Source organism: Collinsella sp. CLA-JM-H32B (genome assembly GCF_040098065.1).
Taxonomy (GTDB): domain Bacteria; phylum Actinomycetota; class Coriobacteriia; order Coriobacteriales; family Coriobacteriaceae; genus Collinsella.
Window position 1 is genome coordinate 201655 of the sequence record NZ_JBBNNA010000002.1, and the last position, 21739, is coordinate 223393.

Below are 21739 nucleotides of genomic sequence, written 5' to 3' on the forward strand. Positions count from 1 at the left end.
CAATGGAAAAGCTCGATGTGGTGAATGCAGCGCTTGGTGCTCTGAAGGCCGGTAAGACGTGCGAGCTGGTGGTAGTTGCCGGCACGGCAGGGTCATCGCCGCGCGGCGTGGGCGCCTGGATGGCCGTCTTTGCCGATGGCAGCCAAGCGGGCACCATCGGCGGCGGCAAGATCGAGCTCTTTGCGCTGAACGAGGCGCGCGAGCTGCTGGCCGCAGGGCAATCGCGTCTGGTCCGCTACACCATGGGCGGCGAGAACTCCGATACCGGCATGATCTGCGGCGGAGCCATCTGCCTGTGCTATCTGCACCTGGATGTATCGCAGGTGCCGTTGTTCCAGTCGGTTGCCGACGTCTTGGCGTATCGGCGCATCGGCGACTTCGTCATCGACTTTGAGCCGTTTATCGCGAGCGCGCTCGAGGGCGATGTGGCCGAGTACCATGGCGAGGCATCGCGCCATACCATTGCGGGCTGCCCCGGGCTTTCACTGGTGGAGGAGGGGAGTAACGTCACCTACACCAACGCTGCCTCTGAGATTCCCGCGGCGCACATCGAGACGCTCTGCCCCGAGGGCCTGACCTACATCTTTGGCTGCGGACACGTGGGCGCCGCGACGGCGCGCGTGCTCACGGCGGCGGGCTTTGCCGTCGTGGCTTGCGACGACCGCCCCGGCACGCTGACCCCCGAATGGGTGCCCGGTGTCTACGACCGTCGTCTGGTCGACTACAAGAACCTGGGCAAGCAGTGCCCCATCGGTCCGCGCGACTTGGTGGTGGTCGCCACGGCGGGCCACAAGTCCGATATCGACGTGGTGATCCAGGCCATGCGCGCCAAACCCGCCTATCTGGGCTGCTTGGGCTCGCGCCGAAAGACGGCCTTTGTGCGCGCCCGCCTGGAGCAGGAGGGCTTTACGCAGGAGCAAATCAACGAGCTGCACCTGCCGATCGGCGTTGCCATCGAGGCCGAGGACCCCGAGGAGATCGCCATCTCCATCGCCGCCGAGATGATCCACCTGCGCCGCACCAAACTCGTCCCCCGCAAACGCTAGTCGCATCCCCGCCAATAAGTTGCGGTGAAATACGGATTGTTTAAGCCTGTTAGGTTGCCAAACAGTCCCTATTTCACCGCAACTGCTGTTTGGGACCCATTTGTGCGGGGGAGTTGTGGAGTTGTGCAGGCAGACGAGGTTTTTCTGGAAATACGCACCCAATGCGCGTATAGTACCGATTGTTTTGTCGGCTCCTGCTGCGTCGAGTCCAAACCGCGAAATGCCATGAGCGGCGCGGATGCAGCCAGGAGGCACGAGGACAACCCGTCGTGGCCACGCCCCGTGCTTAAAACCCCAAGAAGGAGTGAACAATGGCAGAAGAGAAGTATGTGCCGCGTCTGAAGACCAAGTACAACAATGAGGTCAAGCAGCAGCTTCAGGACAAGTTCCAGTACGAGAACGTCATGATGATCCCCAAGTTTGAGAAGATCGTCGTGAACATGGGTGTCGGCGAGGCCGCTACCGATTCCAAGGCCATCGACGGTGCCGTGCGCGACCTGCGCGCCATCACCGGCCAGCAGCCGATGATCACCCGTGCCCGCAAGTCCATCGCTACCTTCCGCCTGCGCGCTGGTATGCCGATCGGCTGCAAGGTTACCCTGCGTGGCGACCGTATGTGGGAGTTCTTCGATCGTCTGACCTCCGTCGCGATCCCCCGTATCCGCGACTTCCGCGGCATCTCCGCCAAGAGCTTCGACGGCCGTGGTAACTTCTCCATGGGCGTCACCGAGCAGCTCATCTTCCCCGAGATCGACTTCGACTCCGTCGATCACCAGCGTGGTATGGACATCACTTTCGTGACCACCGCCAACACCGATGAGGAGGCCAAGGCCCTTCTGGACGCCTTCGGTTTCCCGTTCAAGAAATAGGTTCACCTGCCCTATAAGCGCCGTTCCCACAAGGGGGCGGCGCTTGGGGCGAACAATACTCTATGTGAGGAGGATATAAGTGGCTAAGACATCGATGATCGTCAAGTGCAATCGCAAGCAGAAGTTCTCTACTCGTGAGTACACGCGCTGCCAGCGCTGCGGCCGTCCGCACTCTGTGTACCGCAAGTTCGGCCTGTGCCGTGTCTGCTTCCGTGAGCTTGCACTCAAGGGCGAGCTTCCCGGCGTTAAGAAGGCCAGCTGGTAAGTCACTACCAGCGTTTCAAGCATCCGTTTGGAACAGGGAAAACGCGCTAAAAAGGCTTTGCCGTTAAGGGCGGTGAAGAACCAAGAGCACGTGTTCATCAAGAACGAAGGAGAATCTGTATGAACCTTACAGACCCGATCGCAGATATGCTTACGCGCATCCGTAACGCTAACTCTGTGAACAAGGCCACGGTCTCCATGCCGAGCAGCAAGAAGCTCGTCGAGATCGCTCGTGTTCTGCACGAGGAGGGCTACATCGAGGGCTACGATGTCGAGGACACCGTTCCCCAGAAGACTCTGCACATCACGCTTAAGTATGGTCCCAAGAAGGCTAAGGTCATCAACGGCATCCGCCGCATTTCCAAGCCGGGCCTGCGTAAGTACACCGGCGTTGCCGACATGCCCCGCGTCCGCGGTGGCCTTGGTACCGCCATTATTTCCACCAGCCATGGCGTCATGACCGACCGCGATGCTCGCAAGCACAACGTCGGCGGCGAGATCATCGCTTACGTCTGGTAATTCGCTCGGTAGGTAGAAGGAAAGGAGATCACCGTGTCTCGTATCGGTAATAAGCCTGTCCAGATTCCCGCCGGAGTCGAAGTGGCAGTCAACGGCAACAACGTTGTCGTCAAGGGCCCCAAGGGCCAGCTCGAGCTCGATGTCTTTGAGAAGCTCGCTATCAACGTCGAGGACAATGTTCTCACCGTTTCCCGTCCCGACGACGAGCGTGAGACCCGTGCCCGCCACGGCCTCACCCGCGCCCTCATCCACAACATGGTTGTTGGCGTTTCCGAGGGCTTCGAGAAGAAGCTCGAGCTCGCCGGCGTCGGTTACCGCGTGCAGCAGAAGGGCAAGAACCTCGAGTTCTCCCTGGGCTTCTCGCACCCCGTGATCGTCGAGGCTCCCGAGGGCATCACCTTCGAGGTTCCCGACAACACCCACGTGAACGTCAAGGGTATCAACAAGCAGCAGGTCGGTCAGATCGCCGCTGAGATCCGCGGCCATCGTCCTCCCGAGCCTTACAAGGGCAAGGGTATCCACTACGTTGGCGAGCACATCCGCCGCAAGCTGGGTAAGGCCGCCAAGTAGTCGTAACCGACTCACTCGCATAAGACCAGCACCCCGTCAGGTGCTGGCAAGATCAACCTTTTTAGGAGTTTACGTATGAACAAGCATAAGGCGAAGCTGGAAGGCCTCAAGCGTCGTCAGCGTCGTGTTCGCGGCAAGGTCTCGGGTACCTCCGAGCGTCCGCGTCTTCGCGTGACCCGTACTAACGCCAACATCTATGCCCAGATCATCGACGACAGCAAGGGCTCCAGCCTGACGCTCGTCTCTGCCTCGACCCTCGAGGCCGAGTTCAAGGGCACCCACACCTCGAACAAGGAGGCTGCGGAGAAGGTCGGTCAGCTCGTTGGCAAGCGCGCCATCGAGGCCGGCATCACCAAGGTCGCCTTCGATCGCGGTGGCCGTATCTACCATGGCCGCGTCAAGGCCCTCGCCGACGGTGCTCGTGCCGCCGGTCTCGAGTTCTAGGAGGTATGTAGCACATGGCTCGTAATCAGAAGCAGCAGCGCGAGGCCTCCGAGTTCGAGGAGCGCGTCGTTTACATCAACCGCGTGTCGAAGACCGTCAAGGGTGGTCGTCGCATGAGCCTCGTCGCTCTCGTCGTCGTTGGCGACGGCAAGGGCAACGTCGGCGTTGGCATGGGCAAGTCCGCTGAGGTGCCCATGGCCATCTCCAAGGCATCTCTCGATGCCAAGAAGAACATGTTCCACGTGCCGGTGACCGAGCAGGGCACCATCCCGCACGAGGTTCTCGGCCACTTTGGTGCCGGCCGCATCATCATCAAGCCCGCTGTCGAGGGTACCGGCGTTATCGCCGGCGGCGCTGTGCGTCCCCTCTTTGAGCTTGCTGGCATCAAGAACGTCCTGTCCAAGTCCCTCGGTACCGACAACGGCCTCAACATCATCAAGGCTGCCGTCGAGGGCCTCAAGGAGCTCTCCAGCCCTGAGGACGTCGCGGCTCGCCGTGGCCTGACGGTCTCCGAGATGTTCGTCGGTAAGGAGAACTAAGCATGGCTGACACCATCAAGATCAAGCAGGTCCGCAGCACCAACGGTTGCAAGCAGGACCAGGTCCGTACTGTCCGTGCCCTCGGTCTCCACAGGATCCGCGAGGTTCGCGAGATTGCTGACAACGAGTCCGTCCGCGGCATGATCTTCAAGGTCAAGCACCTTGTCGAGATTGTAGAGGAGTAGCAAATGCAGCTTCACGATCTTACTCCCGCGCCCGGTTCCACCAAGAACCGCAAGCGCGTCGGCCGTGGCAATTCTTCGGGTCACGGCACCACTTCTGGCCGCGGTCAGAAGGGCCAGGGTTCCCGCTCTGGCGGCACCAAGGGTGCCGGCTTCGAGGGTGGCCAGACTCCGCTGGCTATGCGCCTGCCCAAGCTTCCGGGCTTCCGTAACCCCCGTCGTATCGAGTACACCGCTGTTAACGTTGAGCGTCTCGAGCGTAAGTTCGAGGACGGCGCTGTGATCGACGGTGCCGCTCTTAAGGCCGCTCGCATCACCAAGAGCGAGTTCGAGCCCGTCAAGGTGCTCGGCAATGGTGAGCTCACCAAGAAGTTCACGGTCAAGGTCGACAAGGTCAGCGCTTCTGCGCAGGCCAAGATCGAGGCCGCCGGCGGAAAGGTCGAGCTGCCGTGCTAAATGGTCTTAAGAATGCTTTCCGCATCAAAGAATTGCGCGAAAAGATTCTTTTTACCATAGCTATGCTCGTCGTGTACCGCATTGGTGCGCACGTTCCTGTGCCCGGCATTCCCTTCCAGGGGATGCTGGGCCTTTTCTCGACCGATAACAATTCGGTCGCCGCAGGTGCTATGGCCCTCCTGAATCTTTTCTCTGGCGGCGCGTTGAGCTATGTGTCGGTGTTTTCGCTGGGCATCATGCCTTACATCACCAGCTCGATCATCCTCCAGATGCTCCAGGCCGTTGTGCCTTCCCTGCATGAGCTTGCCCGCGAGGGCGAGGTCGGTCAGACCAAGATTACGCAGTATTCGCGTTACCTCACCCTTGCTCTGGCAATCCTCAACTCCGTGGGTTACCTCTTCCTCTTTAAGAGCTTCGGCATCAGCTTCAATGGCGCCGGCGCTCCCGAGATCATCTTCGACCTCATGATCGTCGGCACGCTCACTGCGGGCGCCATGCTGATCATGTGGATTGGTGAGCTCATCACCCAGCGCGGTATCGGCAATGGCATGTCGCTGATCATCTTTGCGAACATCATGGCCGGTCTGCCGCAGGCTATCTTCTCCAGCACCGAGGGCAATGCCGGTGGCATCATCACCATGGTGATCATCTGCGCCATCATCCTGCTGGTTATCCCGCTGATTGTTTTCCTTGAGCGCGGCCAGCGCCGCATCCCGGTCTCCTACGCTAAGCGCGTCGTGGGCCGTCGCATGATGGGTGGTCAGACCACCTACCTGCCCATCAAGGTCAACACCGCGGGTGTCGTGCCGATCATCTTCGCTTCGGCGCTGCTGTACTTCCCGGCTCAGATTGCCGTGTTCTTCCCCGGCATCGGCTGGATCCAGGCAGTTGCCTCCGCGCTTTCGACCGGTTGGCTCAACTGGGTGCTTAACGTTGTCCTCATCGTGTTCTTCGCGTACTTCTACACCTCAATGGTGTTCAACCCCGATGACACGGCCGACAACCTTAAGAAGCAGGGCGGCTTTATTCCGGGCGTGCGTCCGGGTAGGGCTACCGCGGCCTACATCAAGAACGCGCTCAACAAGATCACGCTTCCCAGCGCTGTCTTTTTGGCGCTCATCGCCATCGTGCCTTCGATCATCTTCTCCTTCACGGGTAACCATCTGATCCAGGCATTTGGCGGCACGTCCATCCTCATCATGGTCGGCGTCGTGCTCGACACAGTCGATAAGCTCGAAGGCCAGATCAAGATGTATGATTACGATGGATTCTTTAAATAGGCTAGAGGAGGATTGCTCATGAACCTCGTATTGCTCGGAGCTCCGGGTGCCGGTAAGGGCACCGTCGCACAGGAGCTCGTCGCCGAGTTTGGCGTCGCCCATATTTCCACGGGCGACCTGCTGCGTGCTGCCGTCAAGGGTGGCACCGAGCTTGGTATTCAGGCTAAGAAGTACATGGACGCTGGCGAGCTCGTTCCCGACCAGCTCGTGATCGACCTTGTCAAGGAGCGCCTTGCCGCCGATGACGCCCAGCAGGGCTTCATCCTCGACGGCTTCCCGCGCAACACCGCCCAGGCCGTGACGCTCGATTCCGAGCTCTCCGCCATGGGTCGCGAGATCGACTGCGCCCTTCTGGTCGATGTGGCCCCCGAGGTCATCATCGATCGTCTGTCTTCGCGTCGCACCTGCCGCGCCTGCGGTTACACCGGCACTGCTGCCGATGCCACCTGCCCCAAGTGCGCCGGCGAGATGTATCAGCGCGACGACGACAAGCCCGAGACCATCAAGAACCGTCTCGACGTCTACGAGAAGTCCACGAGCCCGCTCGTCGACTACTATCGTGGCCAGGGTCTGCTCAAGTCGGTCAACGGTGACCAGGCTCGCGAGACCGTGTACGGGGATGTCAAAGAGGCTCTCGGTCTATGATCAAGATTAAGTCTGCAACGCAAATCGAGCAGATGAAGAAGGCAGGAGCGCTATCTAAGATGGCGCTCCGCCACGTTGGAGCCATGGTGCGCCCCGGCGTTTCGACTTTTGAGCTCGATCAGCTCGCGGAGCAGATTATCCGCATGCATGGTGGCATCCCAGCCTTTAAGGGTTACGGCGGGTTTCCCGGAACCATTTGCGCATCGATTAACGATGCCGTGGTACACGGTATTCCCAACCCCGACATGATCCTGCGCGATGGCGATATCATCTCCATCGATACGGGAGCTGTCGTTGACGGTTGGGTCGGCGATAACGCTTGGACGTTTTTCGTCGGCACCCCCACGCCCGAAGCCAAGGCTTTGTGCGAGATCACGCGCGATTGCCTTAAGGCTGCCATCGAGCAGGCTGTTCCCGGTAACCATATCGGGGACGTCGGTTATGCCGTTCAGTCCCTCGCCGAGTCTCACGGTTACGGCGTGCTTCGTGATTATGTGGGCCATGGCATTGGCCGCGTGATGCACGAGGACCCCAACGTTCCTAACTATGGAAAGAAGGGGAGGGGCGTTCGCCTCCAGGCCGGCATGGTCATTGCCATTGAGCCGATGGTTACGATGGGTTCCAACCATGTGAGCACGGGTTCCGACGGTTGGATCGTCACGACCAACGACCACCTGCCCGCCGCGCACTACGAGAACACCGTCGCCATTACCAATGACGGCCCGGTGATTCTCACCACGGATGCGCAAGGTGCTTGGTGTTCGCTCCAAGGCGGAGAAATGTAACAAGTTCCACTTAGTTGTGGAGCCATTACGAAGTTATTAAGATGCGTGCATACGTGTTGTAGAATACTCAATCGCTGTCGTTTTCTAGAGAAAGATGATTGCTTGTGAAGAAGGAAGACGCAATTGAGCTCGAGGGTACGGTAAAGGAGCCGCTGCCCAACGCCATGTTTAAGGTTGAGCTCGAGAACGGTCATTCGGTTCTGTGCAACATTTCTGGCAAGATCCGAATGAATTACATCCGCATTCTCCCCGGTGACAGGGTTGTCGTGGAGCTTTCCCCGTACGACCTGACCCGCGGCCGCATCACCTATCGCTATAAATAGCGGCACGCATACACGCTCTTTTCCGACTGCAGGCTTAGCTCAACCTACGGTCGGTTTGCGTGTGAAGACCAGCCATAGTTTTAAACGCCTGCGGCTGGGCGAGTAGATAGTAGGGAAGTAGTTTGAGCGCTACCGAAAGGAAGAACGATGAAGGTACGTCCTTCGGTCAAGAAGATGTGCGATAAGTGCAAAATCATTAGGCGCCATGGCAAGGTCCTCGTCATTTGCGAGAACCCCCGTCATAAGCAGCGTCAGGGTTAAGAGAGGAGACTACGTTGGCCCGTATTAATGGTGTCGACCTCCCGCGTGAGAAGCGCGTTGAGATCGGTCTGACCTACATTTACGGCATCGGCCGCACCACTGCGACGAAGATTTGCGTCGAGTGCAACGTTAACGTGGATACGCGCGTTAAGGACCTCACCGAGGATGAGGTTAACGCCATCCGCGATTATATCGATAAGAACCAGATCATGGTTGAGGGCGACCTCCGCCGTGAGCGCAACCAGAACGTCAAGCGCCTTATGGACATCGGCTGCAACCGCGGCCTTCGTCACCGCAAGGGCCTCCCGGTCCGCGGCCAGCGCACCCACACTAACGCTCGTACCCGCAAGGGCCCGAAGCGTCAGATCGGTGCTAAGAAGAAGAAATAAGGAGCGCTAGATAGATGGCTACTGCTAAGAAGAACGTTCGCGCTGCCCGTCTGAAGCGCGCGGACCGTAAGAACATTTCCGTGGGCCAGGCTCACATTCGTTCTACGTTCAACAACACGATCGTTTCGATCACCGATCCCCAGGGCAACGTCATTTCCTGGAAGTCGGCTGGCCAGGTGGGCTTCAAGGGCTCCCGTAAGTCCACGCCGTTCGCTGCCCAGATGGCTGCCGAGGCTGCTGCCAAGCAGGCCATGGAGCACGGCATGAAGAAGGTTTCCGTCTTCGTCAAGGGCCCCGGCTCCGGTCGTGAGACCGCCATCCGCTCCCTCCAGGCTGCTGGCCTCGAGGTCTCGAGCATCCAGGACAAGACCCCCATCCCGCACAACGGCTGCCGCCCCAAGAAGCGTCGCCGCGTGTAACTGAAAGGATCGTATCAATATGGCAATCGACAGGACTCCTGTTCTTAAGCGCTGCCGTCAGCTCGGGATCGATCCCGCTGAGCTCGGTTACAGCAGCAAGAAGGAATCTATCCGTCAGCCCAAGCGCCGTCGCAAGGAATCTGAGTACGGCATGCAGCTGCGCGAGAAGCAGAAGGTCAAGTTCATCTATGGCGTTCTGGAGAAGCAGTTCCACGGCTACTTCAACAAGGCCCGTAAGATGAACGGCGTCACCGGTGAGAACCTCATGATCATCCTTGAGTCTCGCCTCGACAACGTCGTCTTCCGTCTTGGCTTCGCCCGCACCCGCAAAGAGGCTCGTCAGTCCGTCCGTCACGGTCACTTCACCGTGAACGGCAAGCGCGTGGACATCCCGTCCTACCGCGTCAAGGCCGGCGACGTCGTCGCTGTCGGCGAGAAGTTCCGTGACCTCCTCCCCATCAAGGAGGCCCTGATTTCCTCCGAGCGTTTCGAGGTCCCTGGCTGGCTCGAGGTCGATATCGAGAAGCTGTCTGGTAACGTGCTCGCTCTGCCGACGCGTGAGCAGATCAGCGGTGATATCAACGAGCAGCTCATCGTCGAGCTCTACTCTAAGTAGTCCATCCGGGCTGCTGAGGCTGGAGGTAATACATGTCAGAATTCATTAGGCCTCAGGTTCAGGTCGAAGAGATTAACGAGACGTCTGCTCGTGTCTCCGTCGAGCCGCTCGAGCGTGGCTACGGCGATACACTGGGTAACTCCCTTCGTCGCGTTCTTCTGTCCTCACTCGAGGGTGCCGCCGTCGAGGCTATTCAGATCGATGGCGCGCAGCACGAGTTCATGACCATCCCTAACATGGTCGAGGATGTCACCGACATCGTCCTGAATGTCAAGGGTCTTGTCTTCAGGGCTCTCGGCACGACCGACGAGGCGACCGCCACCATTTCGGTTGACGGCCCCTGCGAGGTCACCGGTGCGGACTTCTTTATTCCGTCCGAGTTTGAGCTGGTCAACCCCGAGCAGCACATCGCTACGCTCACCGAGGGTGGCCATCTCACCATGAGCATGCGCATCGGCTATGGCCGCGGCTATGTCTCTGGCGAGGCTAACAAGCGCGACAACGATCCCATCGGTGTGATCCACGTCGACTCGCTTTACTCGCCGGTGTCCCGTTGCGCCAAGCTCGTTGAGGCTTGCCGTGTCGGTCAGCACACCGACTACGACCGCCTTGTCCTCGAGATCGAGACCAACGGCTCCATCGCCCCGCGCGACGCCGTGGTCCAGGCTGCCAATATCATCAACCAGCATATGGCTGCCTTTATGAACCTTGCCGAGACCCCCGAGGTCGAGGAGGAGGCTTCGATCTTCGCTCCCGAGGTCACCAACGACAACGCCGAGCTGGACAAGCAGATCGAGGATCTGGACCTTTCCGTCCGTTCCTACAACTGCCTTAAGCGCGCCAGCATTCACTCGGTCCGTCAGCTCGTTGAGTTCTCGGAGAACGATCTGCTTAACATCCGTAACTTCGGTGTTAAGTCGATCGAGGAAGTGAAGGACAAGCTTGAGTCCATGGGCCTGAGCCTGAAGGCTTAATGCTTCGCATATTTGAGGAGAAACTAGACCATGCGTCACAACGTTAAGAAGGGCCTGAAGCTCGGCACCGATGCGAGCCACACCAAGGCCATGAAGAAGAGCCTGGCCAAGGCCCTCTTCGAGAACGACCGCATCAAGACCACCGAGACCCGCGCTAAGGCGCTGCGTTCGGTCGTCGATCCGATCATCACCTGGGCCAAGAAGGGCGACCTGCACTCTCGTCGTCTGGCCATCGCCAAGCTCGGCGATAAGCAGCTCGTTGCCGAGATTTTCGACAAGGCTGCTCAGGGTATGTGGCAGGACCGCAACGGCGGTTACACCCGCATCATGAAGCTCGGTAACCGTAAGGGCGACAACGCTCCTATCGTTATCATGGAGCTCGTCACTGAGCCTTGCACGCCTAAGGCCAAGAAGGCTGCTCCGGCCCCCAAGAAGGCCGCTGCTCCCAAGAAGGTCGAGGCTGTCGAGGAGACCGCTGCCGAGGAGACCGCTGAGTAGACAATCCGTCTGCATAGGCTATATTCGAGGGGTACGTTCGCGTACCCCTCTTTTTTTGTCGCGATACCGTTGATTGTTTGTTGGGAGCGCCCATGACCGCGCCGTCTGATTTCAATTCGATTCCAGAGCTTGATGCTACGCTCGTATTCCGCGTGGCTTACGATGGCTCGTCCTATAGCGGATTTGCCGAGCAGCCGGGCCAGACGACCGTTGCGGGCGAGTTGCGCCGCGCTATCGAGACGCTGCTGCGCCGCCCAATCGATCTGACGTGTGCGGGGCGTACCGATGCCGGTGTGCATGCGGTAGCGCAGTATATTAGCGTGCCCGTAACGGACGCTGAGCTGGCGTGTACGCGCCGTAGATGGCTGAGGGCTATGGATGCCCTCCTGCCTAAAGATATCGCCATAAACGAGGTCTACAAGGCCCGTAAGGGCTTTTCTGCGCGCTTTGACGCGCGGTCGCGTACGTATACGTACCGCATTGCCGATCGCGATGCACGCCCCGTGCTCTCGCGCGGTGCGGTGTGGTGGCATCGCTACCCCTTGGACGTCGAGGCTATGTCTGCGGCCTGTCCAGAGCTGCTGGGCGAACAGGACTTTAAGAGCTTTTGCAAGGTCGCCTCTGCCGTGGGCAAGCCCACGCACCGCTGCGTGATGCGTGCCGAGTTTGGCCACGAGGTCGCTTTTGGCGAGGATATCCTGACGTTTACCATTGAGGGCAACGCATTTTTACATTCGATGGTGCGCACTATTGTGGGCACGCTCGTGGAGATCGGCATGCATCGCCGCGATCCCCAGTGGATGCGCGAGGTTATTGATGCCTGCGACCGTACCGCTGCGGGTCCCACGGCGCCTGCCTGCGGCCTTACGTTTATGGGTGTGGATTACGGCCCCGACGAGCTTGTCGTGCTCGACTAGGGGAGTGCTCGGCGCGTCCGTACCTGGCACATACTATGTGTGAGCTGCGCGTGTGCAACATCTGTTCTTGGCGTGCAACATGTTAGGCGGCTCGTTGCTTTTATAGCTCGGGTGTACCATGAACGACGGTTTGATTTGGCGCTGTCGAGAGGACGGAAAACTTGGTTCGACGTGGTTCGCATCCGCGACTTTCGGTGATCCTTATTGTTGAGGGTTCGCCCAGCTATGCGATGCGCGCGCTCGAGAGCGTCCAGAACCAAGACCTCTATGACCTGCAAATTGTCGTGGTTTGTCGCGACGTTGCGCCGGGCGTGCACCATTCGCTCGAAGTTGCCGCCGGCAGGGATATTCACATCGATTTGATTGACGTCGAGGATTCGGCGCACGGAGCATGTCTCAAGGCTGGTTTTGCCGCCTCGCGTGGATTGCAGATTGTTGCCATGAACGCCGACGAGTGGTTTGCCCCACAGTCTCTTTCCAAGATGGTCGATGTTGCGTGCGATGCTGCGGCAGACATGGTGATTCCCACGGCATCGCTCGACCGCTACGATGCTCATCGTGAGCGTCATTCGCGCGTGCTGGATGCCACCTCTCTTGCGATCGATGACCGTGCTTCTTTGGCGGCTGGTCTGCCTCAGATGATTTCCGGCGGCTTGATTGCCCAGACTTCCGGTGTGATGTACAGCCGCTCGTTGTTCGAGACGTGTTTGTCGCGCGGCCGTGCGCTTCGCTCGATTGGGTTTATGACATGTGCCCTTTCGCAGGCACAACGCATATCCGGGTGCGGTGGCGCCTGTTTCCATGCGGTGGCGCCACGGCTTACAGATGCTTTTGACCCCACATTGTTTGCCAAGCTGACCGATGACGCCCGGGCGCTCGACGAGCTTACTGATTCGCTTGTAGAGGCGGGCGGTGACACGCAGCTAACGGTTGCGAGCCATATGTTTTACTTCGCCGGGCTGGTCGCCTGCATCGAAAATTTGTGCTTGAGCCCGCATGGGGTTTCTTCAATTGAGCGTTCCGCTCGTATGCGTGATATGCTCGATGCATCTCGAACTCGTCAGATGGCCGCGGCACTCAAGGATAACCATCGTGGACTCGGCCTGTTGTTTGGACCGATTGCCAGTGCCAAGCCTGCGCGTTGCGTGATGTATACGCACCTGGCCGCTTTTTTTAACCGGACGGGCGTCAAAACTGCTTAAGACGGCTATGTTCGAAACAATCTTGCATGGAATTGTTTCGAAATGCGTTCTTATTCACAAATACCCTTAAATAGCGCTAAACTATACAATCACTGATTGATTGTCTCCGCCATCTATGGAGTGAGGTTTTGTATGGCTAAAAAACGCAATGGGCGCCAGGATGCCATTAGAGATATCGTGCGCAACAAGGATGTTCGCACGCAGCGCGTGCTGGTAGACGAGCTCCGTGCCATGGGTTTCGATTGCACGCAGGCGACCGTTTCGCGCGACATTGCCGATATGGGGCTGCGCAAGCTTCCCGAGGGTATTTATGTCCTGGCTGAGGACTTGCATCTGCAGCGTATGGTTTCCGAATTGGTAACGGGCGTTCTGCGCACCGACAACCTGGTTATGATCAAGGCTCAGCCTGGCACCGCTTCGGGCATTGCCGCTGCGGTCGATGCCGCCGAGCTGCCCGACGTGCTCGGTTCGCTCGCCGGTAACGACACCATCTTGGTTATCGCCCAGACCGCCGAGGACGGCGAGCGCCTGGAGGCCCTCATCAACAAGCTGAGCAACTCTCGTAAGTAGGCGAGGTGGCGCGTGAGGATAGCGCAGTACGAGCGCATATAGCGACTTTTATGGGGCGTCGACGATGGTCGGCGCCCTGTTTTTATCGCATCGTGTTGAGGCGTGTGTGAAGTTTCGCGTGAAAAAGGCGCCCGAGCAGCATTGATCTGCTCGGGCGCCTTTGTTTGGCTATGGCTGGGTGCCTACTGACCCGTAGAGGGATCGGGCGTGGGCGTAGGCGTTGGAGTGGGGGAACCGCCCTCGCCGCCGCCTTCGCCACCGCTACCGTCGCCGCCGGTCGAGCCGCCGGTCGTTCCGGTGCCACCCGTGGTGTTGCCGCCCGTGGTCTCGGTGGTCGTGGTTGTAGTCGTGGTTGTCGTAGTCGTGGTCTCTTCCTCGTCTTTGTCCTCGGTGTCGCTTTCCGCCTTCTTGGTGTTGCTGGTGCCGTAGAACTTCCAGACGTTGTTGTTCTTATACGTGGGGGCCGTTCCGGTCGGGAACTCCTCGCGCTCGGTGCCGGCAAGGACGGTGTTCATGAACTTCTTAAAGACGGGCAGGTTAGTGCTGTCGCCCAGCAGGTCCGTGCCGTACTTTTGGATGGGAATTTCACCTGCGGAGTAGCCGGTCCACAGGGCGCATGCCAGCTGCGGGGTATAGCCGCAGAACCACAGGTTGGTGGTGTTGTCGGTGGTACCTGTCTTGCCGGCATAGGGCTGGTTCACACTCAGAGCGCCGGCGGCACCCGTGCCGCTGCCCTGCATGACGCCGGTCAGGACGTCGGTCACTGCCGCGGCCTCGCCGGTGGAGAGCACCTGCGAGGGGTTATCGGTGTGCTGGTACAGTACCGAGCCAGTTCGCGAATCAATCTCGGTGATGGCGATCGGCTGGCGATAGTAACCGCCGTTGGCAAACGTGGCATAGGCCGCGGCCATCTCGAGCGGCGAGATGGAGCCGGTGCCGAGCGTCATGACGGGAACGTCCTCGATATTGTCCTTAGAGGGATCGATGCCGAGCTTCTTGACGAGCGACATGATCTTGTTATTGCCGATGGCCTCTGCAACCTGGATATAGCCGGTGTTGGAGGAGTATGCCGTCGCCTGCTTGAGCGTGATGGTGCCGTAGCTTTGGTTGGCGTAGTTCTGCACCTCGGTCGTGGTGCCCTTAGCCTTGAGCGGCGAGTTGCAGTTGAGGGTGACGTTGGGGTTCATGCCGTTTTGGATGGCAGTGGCCAGCGTAAAGGCCTTAAACGTGGAGCCCACGGGACGCTTGGCCGTGGCGTGGTTCACGTGGTTCTCGTCGGCGTTATAGTCGTAGCCGCCCACCATGCACTTGATGTAGCCGGTCTTGGGGTCGACGACGACCATGCCCATGTCCAGGCCGTCGAGCGAAAGCGTGTCGAGCTGGGCACGCACGGCCTCCTCGGCAGTCTGCTGCATCGTGGGGTCGATGGTGGTCTTGACAGTTAGGCCGCCCTTAAACAGCACGTCGGTGGAGAACTCCTGCTCCAGCAGCTGCTTAACATAGGCGACAAAGTAGGGCTGCGAATACACGTCGACGCCGCTGCCCGAAATCTCGGTTACGTTGAGGGTGATGGGCTCTGCCTGCGCGGCGTCGAGCTCCTCCTGGGTGATGTGGCCCAGGCGCAGCATGTTGTCGAGAACCTTGTTGCGGCGAGACAGTGCCAGATCGGGATTGACCGTGGGGTCGTACTGCGAAGGCGAGTTGGGAAGGCCGATGAGCAGCGCGGCCTCGCTCAGGGTGAGGTCGGCGGCGCTCTTGGACAGATACGTCTCGGCTGCGGCCTCGATGCCGTAGGCACCGTGGCCGTAATAGATGGTGTTGAGGTACATCATGAGGATCTCGTCCTTGGAGTACATCTCCTCCATCTTGATGGCGATATAGGCCTCGCGCACCTTACGCTCGATGGTCGAATCGAACTGCTCCTCCTGCAGGATGGTGTTGCGTACCAGCTGCTGGGTGATGGTCGATGCACCCTCGTGGCCACCGGAGACGGTTGCCACGGCGGCACGCGCGATACCCCACAGGTCGATACCGCCGTGCTCGTAGAAGCGCTCGTCCTCGACGTCGACGGTGCCCTGCAGCACGTACGGAGAGACCTGGTCCTTGGTGACGGACTTGCGGTTTTGCGTGTAGAAGCTCGCGATCTTGTTGCCGTTGCAATCGACGATCTCGGTGGGTTCACTCACCAGATAGGCGTTGGCGTCGGTATAGTCGGGCAGATCGGACAGCCAACGGTTGACGTTGCCGATCATGCCGATGCCAAACGCTACGCCCGCGATGAGCAAAAAGCCCAAGAACGAGAGCAGAATCATGGGCAGGGCATGCGTCTTGGAACGACTGCGTCCCTGTCGTTGGCGAGGACCCATATATTGACCTCCAGGTATGTCGTGCCGGGCGGCGGGTGCGCCGCTGGGGCAGGATGGACATAAGTTATTACACGATAAACCAAACGAGGCGCGCGAGGCCTCGTGTATGCTGGATGACGGCATTTTTCAGAGTGAATGCATACCTTGTTGGTAAGGAGTTTGCCGATGGCGATTCGGACGATGGGGCCGAGTGGACAATGCGATAACGAGCCGGGGGCTGCCGAGGCGGCGCTGCCCGAGCTGCTGGCGCCTGCCGGGGGACTCGATCAGATGCTCGCGGCGATTGCAGCAGGCGCCGATGCCATCTATGCGGGCCTGGGCGGGTTTAACGCCCGCGTGAGCGCGCACGGCTTTACCGACGACGAGTTCGCCCGCGGCTGTGCCGTGGCGCATGCGCACGGCGTGCGTGTATACGTGACGCTCAACGTGTTTGTGTTCGATGACGAGTTGGCCGACGCGGTGGCGCTGGGGGCACACGCGCATGAGTTGGGTGCCGATGCCTTGATCGTGGCGGATGCCGGTCTGGCCTGCGCGTTGCGCGCGGCGATTCCCGGGGTCGAGATTCACCTGTCCACACAGGCGGGCGTCCATAGCGAAGGTGCCGTGCGGCTGGCTGCCGACGAGCTCGGGGTCGAGCGTGTGACGACCGCCCGCGAGCTGGCGGTCGACGAGATTTCCGCCCTGTGTGCTACCGGCGTGCCTATCGAGGTGTTCTGCCACGGCGCGATTTGCATTGGATATTCGGGCGCCTGCGAGTTTTCGGCCCTGCGGCGTGGACGATCGGCGATGCGCGGCGACTGTACACAGCCGTGCCGCCTGGCGTACGACCTGGTGGACGAGGCGGGGGAGAGCGTCGTTTCCGTGGAGGGCGATCGTCTGCTGTGCCCGCGCGACTATCTGGGCATTGCGCACCTGCCCGAGCTTGTTGGGGCCGGGGTGGCGTCGCTCAAGATCGAGGGGCGCATGAAAAACCCCGACTACGTGTTCAACGTGGTGCGGGTGTGGCGTCGTGCACTTGATATGCTGCGCGATGGCGCGTGGGATGCCGCTGCCGTGTCGGCGCTCGAGCGCGAGCTGGGCAGGTCGTTCAACCGCGGGTTTACCGATGCATATCTGCGGGGGCGATCGGGTGCTGAGCTCATGAGCTTTGAGCGTGCGATCAACCAGGGCGTGCGCGTGGGCCACTTGGTGACGGTGGGTCACGAAGAGGTGACCGTCGAGCTCGATGCCGCCGTTGCCGCGGGCGACACGCTCGAGATCCGGTTCTATCCGGGTGCCGACGCGCGCCCCGATGTGCCCAAGCGCTGGCCCCAGGTGCCCTGCCCGGTGGATGCAGCGGCGGGGGAGCGCGTTGTCGTGCACTGCAAGCGCAAGGTCGATGCGGGATGCGAGGTGTACCTGATTCGCAGCGCCGGCGTGTTGGAGCAGACGGCGACGGCGCTAAAGCGCATGCGGGTCGAGGCGGACGCGGTCGTACCCGTTGCACGAGCCGTTGAGATACTGCCCTTTGAGGGCGCCGTGACTGTTGACGACGTGCCCGAGGCGGCGTTGGCGGAGCCGACGGAAAAGGGGGCTTCCGCTCGCATGGTCTTTGCCTGGCAGCTGATGGATGCCGACTCGTGTGGCGAGCGCGACCTGTCCGATGCGACCGTGGTGCTCGACGAGGTCTGTCGCGCGGCCGATGCCTCGCGTACCCGCTCACTTATGCGGCGTGCCGGGCGCGTCGTCTGCCGTAATCTGGGACAGGTGGCGATGGCGTGTGAGCTGGGCGTGGCGTTTGACGTTGCGGCACCGGTGTTTTGCGCGAACCGGGTTACGCTTGCCTGGCTACGCGGACTCGGCGCGGGCCGTGTGTATTTGCCTGCCGAGCTTGTCGCCGACGACGCGGAGCGCGTTGCCGAGCTTGCCGCTTGCCCCGGTGTCTTGGGGGCTGTCGACGCCGACCGTCCCGAGCTCATGGTGTGCGAGCACTGCTTGCTGACTGCCGAGGGCGCCTGCGCCACGGATGCGATGGGGCAGGTCCGTTGCCGTGACTGCTCGCGCCGTCAGCAGACGCGCTTTTTGGTCGAACGTGACGGCACGCGTTTGCCGGTCGTTATCGACGCGTGCGGCAGGACGAGGATTTTCCTGTCGTAGGTGTTCGGCCGCGCCGTTTTGGTTATTATTAGTGGGTTTATGAACTTCGAGCACCGCCGTATCCGGTGAGGGTGCTATAGCAAAAGGAGGATACCCAATGCTGTCTGTCGACGAGCAAATGCGTATCATCACCTCGGGCGCAGCGCAGATCGTCCCCGAGGCCGACCTTCGCAAGAAGCTTGAGAAGGGCGAGCCCCTCAACATCAAGCTCGGCGTCGATCCCACCAGCCCCGACCTGCACCTGGGCCATGCCGTGCCCCTGCGCAAGATGCGTCAGTTCCAGGACCTGGGTCATAACGTCACCCTCATCATCGGCAACGGTACCGCGCTGATCGGCGATCCTTCGGGCAAGAACTCCACCCGCCCGCAGCTTTCGCAGGAGCAGATCGAGGCTAACGCCGAGACCTACGTGAGCCAGGCCATGAAGATCCTGGATCCCGAGAAGACCACCATCGTGCACAACGGCGACTGGATCCTGTCGATGGATCTGGCCGGCCTGCTGCAGGTGTGCTCCAAGTTCACCGTCGCCCGCATCCTCGAGCGCGATGACTTTACCAAGCGCTACCAGTCCCAGACGCCGATTGCCCTGCACGAGTTCCTGTACCCCGTGATGCAGGCCTTCGACTCCGTTCAGATCAAGGCCGACGTGGAGATGGGCGGCACCGACCAGCTCTTCAACCTGCTCGCTGGTCGCGAGCTCATGGAGAAGATGGGCATGGAGCCGCAGATCGCGCTTACCATGCCGCTGCTCGAGGGCACCGATGGCGTGCGCAAGATGTCCAAGTCCTACGGCAACTACATCGGCCTGACCGATGCTCCCAAGGATATGTTCGGCAAGACCATGTCCATCCCCGACGAAATGATCGGCAAGTACTATCGTCTGGCCAGCTCGCTCACCCCGGCCGAGGTCGACAAGATCGACGCCGCCCTGGCCGACGGTTCCGCCGACCCCTATGAGCTCAAGCGTGCACTGGGCCGCGACCTGTGCGATACCTATCACGGCGCCGGTGCCGGTGACGAGGCTCAGGCCGAGTTCGACCGCGTGTTCAAGGAGGGCCAGCTTGCCGACTTCCCCGAGAAGCACGTTGAGCTGACCGTCAACGACGAGGGCCAGATCTACCTCGCAGGCCTGCTTAAGGACCTGGGCCTTTCGGCGAGCGCCGGCCAGGCCCGTCGCGACATTGACGGTGGCGGCGTCAAGATCAACGGCAAGGCCGTGGCTCCCAAGAGCTACAACATCGACCCCAGCGCCCTCAAGCTGGGCGACACCCTCTCCGTAGGCAAGCGCAAGGGCTTTAAATTGGTCTAGCAAGTAGGTCAACCTAACATGTGCAATAGGGCCGCAGCCGGAACGATTCCGGCTGCGGCCCTTTGAGTTGCGGTGAAATAGTTCCTAAAAATGCCATACGGCGCCCAGGCAGGAACTATTCCACCGCAACTTTTCTTCCGCACCCAAGGGATCATTTGGCGGTGCCGTTAAGCGGATGGGGTGTTAGCGGGACCTCCTTTTGGGCATACAATTGCTATTGGCTTGCTGCGGTGAAGGCTCGTCCGCTCCGCAGCTATTTTTACAGTTAAAGGAGTATGTATGTCCGTTGAGGTCATGAGGTCTGTGATCGATGCAGCCGAGGGTCGTGTGCCCGTCGACACGCTGTTCACCAATGCGCAGATTGTCGACGTGTACGGTCAGCGCGTGGCGCCCGGTAGCGTTGCCGTCAAGGACGGCGTAATCGTCGGCGTGCTCTACGACGGTCGCGACGATGCCGCCGGTACCTACGAGGCTGCCGAGGTCATTGACTGCCAGGGTCGCTATATCGCCCCCGGCTTTATCGACGGACATCTGCATATCGAGTCCTCGAACATCCGTCCCGCCGAGTATGCGCGCATGGCGGCGACGCGCGGCACCACCACTGCCATTGCCGACAGCCACGAGATCGCCAACGTTTCCGGCCTGGACGGCCTGCGCTTTATGATCGAGGACGGCCGTCGCGCGCCCATTTCCATCAAGTACATGATGCCCTCGTGCGTGCCCGCGCTGCCCGATGAGCAAGCGGGTGCTGTGATTACCGCCGCCGATATGCAGGCGTTTTTTGCCGAGCACCCGGGCGACGTCTTTGGTCTGGGCGAAATGATGAACCTGCCGGGTGTCTTTATGGCCGACCCCGAGACCTGCGCTCGCATCGATGCCGCTAACCAGACGCCGTCCAAGCAAGTTGACGGCCATGCGCCGCTCGTTGCCGGCAAGGACCTCAACGCCTATGCCGCGGCGGGTATTATCGCCGACCACGAGTCGACGATTCCCGAGGAGGCACTCGACAAACTGTCCCGCGGCATGTATGTGATGCTGCGCGAGGGTACGTGTAGCCACGACCTGGCCAACTTGTCGCCGATGCTGCTGGAGAACCCCGCCCGTGCCCGCCGCTGCTGTTTTGCGACCGATGACCGCGCTCCCTCCGACGCGCTTTCGACCGGTATGATCGACAACGCCTGCCGCGTGGCAATCGAGGCCGGTATTGACCCCGTGGTTGCCATCTCTATGGCGTCCCTGTCCACGGCCGAGGCGTTTGGCCTGGACCACGGTTGCCGCGACCCGCACGAGCTGCGTGGCGCCATCGCCCCGGGCAAGCGTGCCGACCTGTTGGTGCTCAACGACCTGACGTTTGCCACGGCTCCGCATCGCGTGTATGCAGCCGGCGCGCTCGTGGCACAGGACGGCACTTTTGTGGGCGAGGTTGCGCCCGAGACCGCCGAGGTCGCAGCGCTTGCCGATGAGCTGCGTGCTTCCGTTAAGCTGCCGAAGCTATCGCTCGACGTGTTCGACTATGCCTTTAAGCCGGGCGAGGCCGTGATCGACGTGGTGCCGGGCAAGGCCATCACGGGCATGGTTCGTCCCGAGAATGCCGAGGGTCTGCGCCGCATTATGCTGATCGAACGTCACGGTTGCGGCGTGTCGCTGCAGGCCGAGGGCGCCGATGGCGACGGTCCCGCCGGCATGGGGCTCGTCGGCAAGCATATCGGCCGTGGCTGGGTGCGCGGCTTTACCATCACGGGCGGTGCCATCGCCTCGACGATTGGCCACGATTCGCACAACGTATGCGTCGTGGGCGATAACGCTGCCGATATGATGGCTGCCGTCGAGGCTGTTGGCCAGGGCGGCCACGTGCTGGTGCGCAACGGCGAGGTCGTGGCGCGTATTCCGCTGGCGCTTGGTGGTCTGATGAGCGAGGGCACGGCCGAGGATGTCGCCGCACAGCACGACGACTTTATGGTCAAGGCGCGCGCCATGGGCATTGAGCCGCCGCTCGATCCCATCATGGGCATCATCTTCCTGCCCCTGCCGGTGATCCCGACGCTCCGCATCCGCCCCGAGGGCATGTTCGACGTCACCACCTTCACCTACGCTGACTAGTCATTAGGCGTTCCTTTTTTGCCCGGCAGTGGGGGACAGTCCTTGCAGCTTTTCGCGAAG

The 21739-nt window shown here is 60.6% G+C and carries 26 protein-coding genes; 25 read left to right on the forward strand and 1 reads right to left on the reverse strand.

Annotated elements, in window-relative coordinates; all coding sequences use genetic code 11:
- Nucleotides 1-2 precede the first annotated feature (2 nt).
- The 22 genes from AAA138_RS02905 (at nt 3) to AAA138_RS03010 (ending at nt 13768) form a co-directional block, all read left to right on the forward strand.
- Nucleotides 3-1046: an XdhC family protein gene (locus AAA138_RS02905; protein ID WP_349089493.1), complete on the forward strand. Its 1044-nt coding sequence runs from the start codon at nt 3-5 to the stop codon at nt 1044-1046.
- 311 nt (nt 1047-1357) lie between these two features.
- Nucleotides 1358-1915 carry a 50S ribosomal protein L5 gene (gene rplE, locus AAA138_RS02910; RefSeq protein WP_006235260.1) on the forward strand — a complete coding sequence of 186 codons (558 nt, stop codon included), beginning with the start codon at nt 1358-1360 and terminating at the stop codon, nt 1913-1915.
- 79 nt (nt 1916-1994) lie between these two features.
- Nucleotides 1995-2180: a type Z 30S ribosomal protein S14 gene (locus tag AAA138_RS02915; protein WP_022094280.1), complete on the forward strand. Its 186-nt coding sequence runs from the start codon at nt 1995-1997 to the stop codon at nt 2178-2180.
- 119 nt (nt 2181-2299) lie between these two features.
- The gene (gene rpsH, locus AAA138_RS02920) at nt 2300-2698 is read left to right on the forward strand and encodes a 30S ribosomal protein S8 (RefSeq protein ID WP_006235262.1); all 399 of its coding nucleotides are present in this window, start codon (nt 2300-2302) and stop codon (nt 2696-2698) included.
- Between the two features lie 33 nt (nt 2699-2731).
- Nucleotides 2732-3268: a 50S ribosomal protein L6 gene (gene rplF / locus AAA138_RS02925; protein ID WP_006235263.1), complete on the forward strand. Its 537-nt coding sequence runs from the start codon at nt 2732-2734 to the stop codon at nt 3266-3268.
- A 75-nt stretch (nt 3269-3343) separates the two neighbouring features.
- Nucleotides 3344-3712: a 50S ribosomal protein L18 gene (gene rplR, locus AAA138_RS02930; RefSeq protein WP_006235264.1), complete on the forward strand. Its 369-nt coding sequence runs from the start codon at nt 3344-3346 to the stop codon at nt 3710-3712.
- Between the two features lie 14 nt (nt 3713-3726).
- Complete coding sequence (gene rpsE, locus AAA138_RS02935) at nt 3727-4251, forward strand: 30S ribosomal protein S5 (protein ID WP_006235265.1); 525 nt, start codon at nt 3727-3729, stop codon at nt 4249-4251.
- 2 nt (nt 4252-4253) lie between these two features.
- Nucleotides 4254-4436 (forward strand): 50S ribosomal protein L30, encoded by a 183-nt coding sequence (rpmD, locus tag AAA138_RS02940; protein WP_006235266.1) that lies wholly within the window; start codon nt 4254-4256, stop codon nt 4434-4436.
- A 3-nt stretch (nt 4437-4439) separates the two neighbouring features.
- On the forward strand, nt 4440-4889 hold the full coding sequence (rplO, locus tag AAA138_RS02945) for a 50S ribosomal protein L15 (RefSeq protein WP_006235267.1): 450 nt from the start codon (nt 4440-4442) through the stop codon (nt 4887-4889).
- Nucleotides 4883-6169, forward strand: a complete 1287-nt coding sequence (secY, locus tag AAA138_RS02950; protein ID WP_035137447.1) for a preprotein translocase subunit SecY — start codon at nt 4883-4885, stop codon at nt 6167-6169. Before rplO ends, secY begins: the two co-directional genes overlap by 7 nt.
- A gap of 18 nt (nt 6170-6187) precedes the next feature.
- A complete protein-coding gene (locus tag AAA138_RS02955) occupies nt 6188-6814 on the forward strand; it encodes an adenylate kinase (protein ID WP_055252238.1) in 627 nt (208 codons plus the stop codon).
- Nucleotides 6811-7599, forward strand: coding sequence for a type I methionyl aminopeptidase (gene map / locus AAA138_RS02960; RefSeq protein WP_195503615.1), 789 nt, complete (start codon nt 6811-6813; stop codon nt 7597-7599). The genes AAA138_RS02955 and map overlap by 4 nt, the downstream gene beginning before the upstream one ends.
- A 104-nt stretch (nt 7600-7703) precedes the next feature.
- A complete protein-coding gene (gene infA / locus AAA138_RS02965) occupies nt 7704-7922 on the forward strand; it encodes a translation initiation factor IF-1 (protein ID WP_035137443.1) in 219 nt (72 codons plus the stop codon).
- A 147-nt stretch (nt 7923-8069) separates the two neighbouring features.
- Complete coding sequence (gene rpmJ / locus AAA138_RS02970; RefSeq protein WP_006363204.1) at nt 8070-8183, forward strand: 50S ribosomal protein L36; 114 nt, start codon at nt 8070-8072, stop codon at nt 8181-8183.
- A 14-nt stretch (nt 8184-8197) separates the two neighbouring features.
- A complete protein-coding gene (rpsM, locus tag AAA138_RS02975; protein WP_022094275.1) occupies nt 8198-8572 on the forward strand; it encodes a 30S ribosomal protein S13 in 375 nt (124 codons plus the stop codon).
- Nucleotides 8573-8586: 14 nt separating this feature from the next.
- Nucleotides 8587-8991 (forward strand): 30S ribosomal protein S11, encoded by a 405-nt coding sequence (rpsK, locus tag AAA138_RS02980; RefSeq protein ID WP_006235274.1) that lies wholly within the window; start codon nt 8587-8589, stop codon nt 8989-8991.
- Nucleotides 8992-9010: 19 nt separating this feature from the next.
- Nucleotides 9011-9607 (forward strand): 30S ribosomal protein S4, encoded by a 597-nt coding sequence (gene rpsD, locus AAA138_RS02985; RefSeq protein ID WP_006235275.1) that lies wholly within the window; start codon nt 9011-9013, stop codon nt 9605-9607.
- Nucleotides 9608-9639: 32 nt separating this feature from the next.
- Nucleotides 9640-10581 (forward strand): DNA-directed RNA polymerase subunit alpha, encoded by a 942-nt coding sequence (locus AAA138_RS02990; RefSeq protein ID WP_006235276.1) that lies wholly within the window; start codon nt 9640-9642, stop codon nt 10579-10581.
- Between the two features lie 30 nt (nt 10582-10611).
- Nucleotides 10612-11079 carry a 50S ribosomal protein L17 gene (gene rplQ, locus AAA138_RS02995; RefSeq protein ID WP_055252240.1) on the forward strand — a complete coding sequence of 156 codons (468 nt, stop codon included), beginning with the start codon at nt 10612-10614 and terminating at the stop codon, nt 11077-11079.
- Between the two features lie 92 nt (nt 11080-11171).
- The gene (truA, locus tag AAA138_RS03000; protein ID WP_349089494.1) at nt 11172-11996 is read left to right on the forward strand and encodes a tRNA pseudouridine(38-40) synthase TruA; all 825 of its coding nucleotides are present in this window, start codon (nt 11172-11174) and stop codon (nt 11994-11996) included.
- Between the two features lie 161 nt (nt 11997-12157).
- Complete coding sequence (locus tag AAA138_RS03005; RefSeq protein WP_349089496.1) at nt 12158-13198, forward strand: glycosyltransferase; 1041 nt, start codon at nt 12158-12160, stop codon at nt 13196-13198.
- A 132-nt stretch (nt 13199-13330) separates the two neighbouring features.
- A complete protein-coding gene (locus AAA138_RS03010) occupies nt 13331-13768 on the forward strand; it encodes an ArgR family transcriptional regulator (RefSeq protein ID WP_006235280.1) in 438 nt (145 codons plus the stop codon).
- A gap of 182 nt (nt 13769-13950) precedes the next feature.
- Here the strand turns inward: AAA138_RS03010 and AAA138_RS03015 are convergent, their stop codons facing one another.
- Nucleotides 13951-16134: a PBP1A family penicillin-binding protein gene (locus AAA138_RS03015; protein ID WP_349089497.1), complete on the reverse strand. Its 2184-nt coding sequence runs from the start codon at nt 16132-16134 to the stop codon at nt 13951-13953.
- Nucleotides 16135-16299: 165 nt separating this feature from the next.
- On the opposite strand from AAA138_RS03015, the gene AAA138_RS03020 reads away from it, so the two are divergent.
- From AAA138_RS03020 to AAA138_RS03030, 3 genes are all read left to right on the forward strand, one after another.
- Nucleotides 16300-18270: a U32 family peptidase gene (locus AAA138_RS03020; RefSeq protein WP_349089498.1), complete on the forward strand. Its 1971-nt coding sequence runs from the start codon at nt 16300-16302 to the stop codon at nt 18268-18270.
- A gap of 97 nt (nt 18271-18367) precedes the next feature.
- Nucleotides 18368-19579 carry a tyrosine--tRNA ligase gene (gene tyrS / locus AAA138_RS03025; RefSeq protein ID WP_035137437.1) on the forward strand — a complete coding sequence of 404 codons (1212 nt, stop codon included), beginning with the start codon at nt 18368-18370 and terminating at the stop codon, nt 19577-19579.
- Between the two features lie 279 nt (nt 19580-19858).
- Nucleotides 19859-21679 (forward strand): adenine deaminase C-terminal domain-containing protein, encoded by a 1821-nt coding sequence (locus AAA138_RS03030; protein WP_349089499.1) that lies wholly within the window; start codon nt 19859-19861, stop codon nt 21677-21679.
- The last annotated feature ends 60 nt before the right edge of the window (nt 21680-21739 follow it).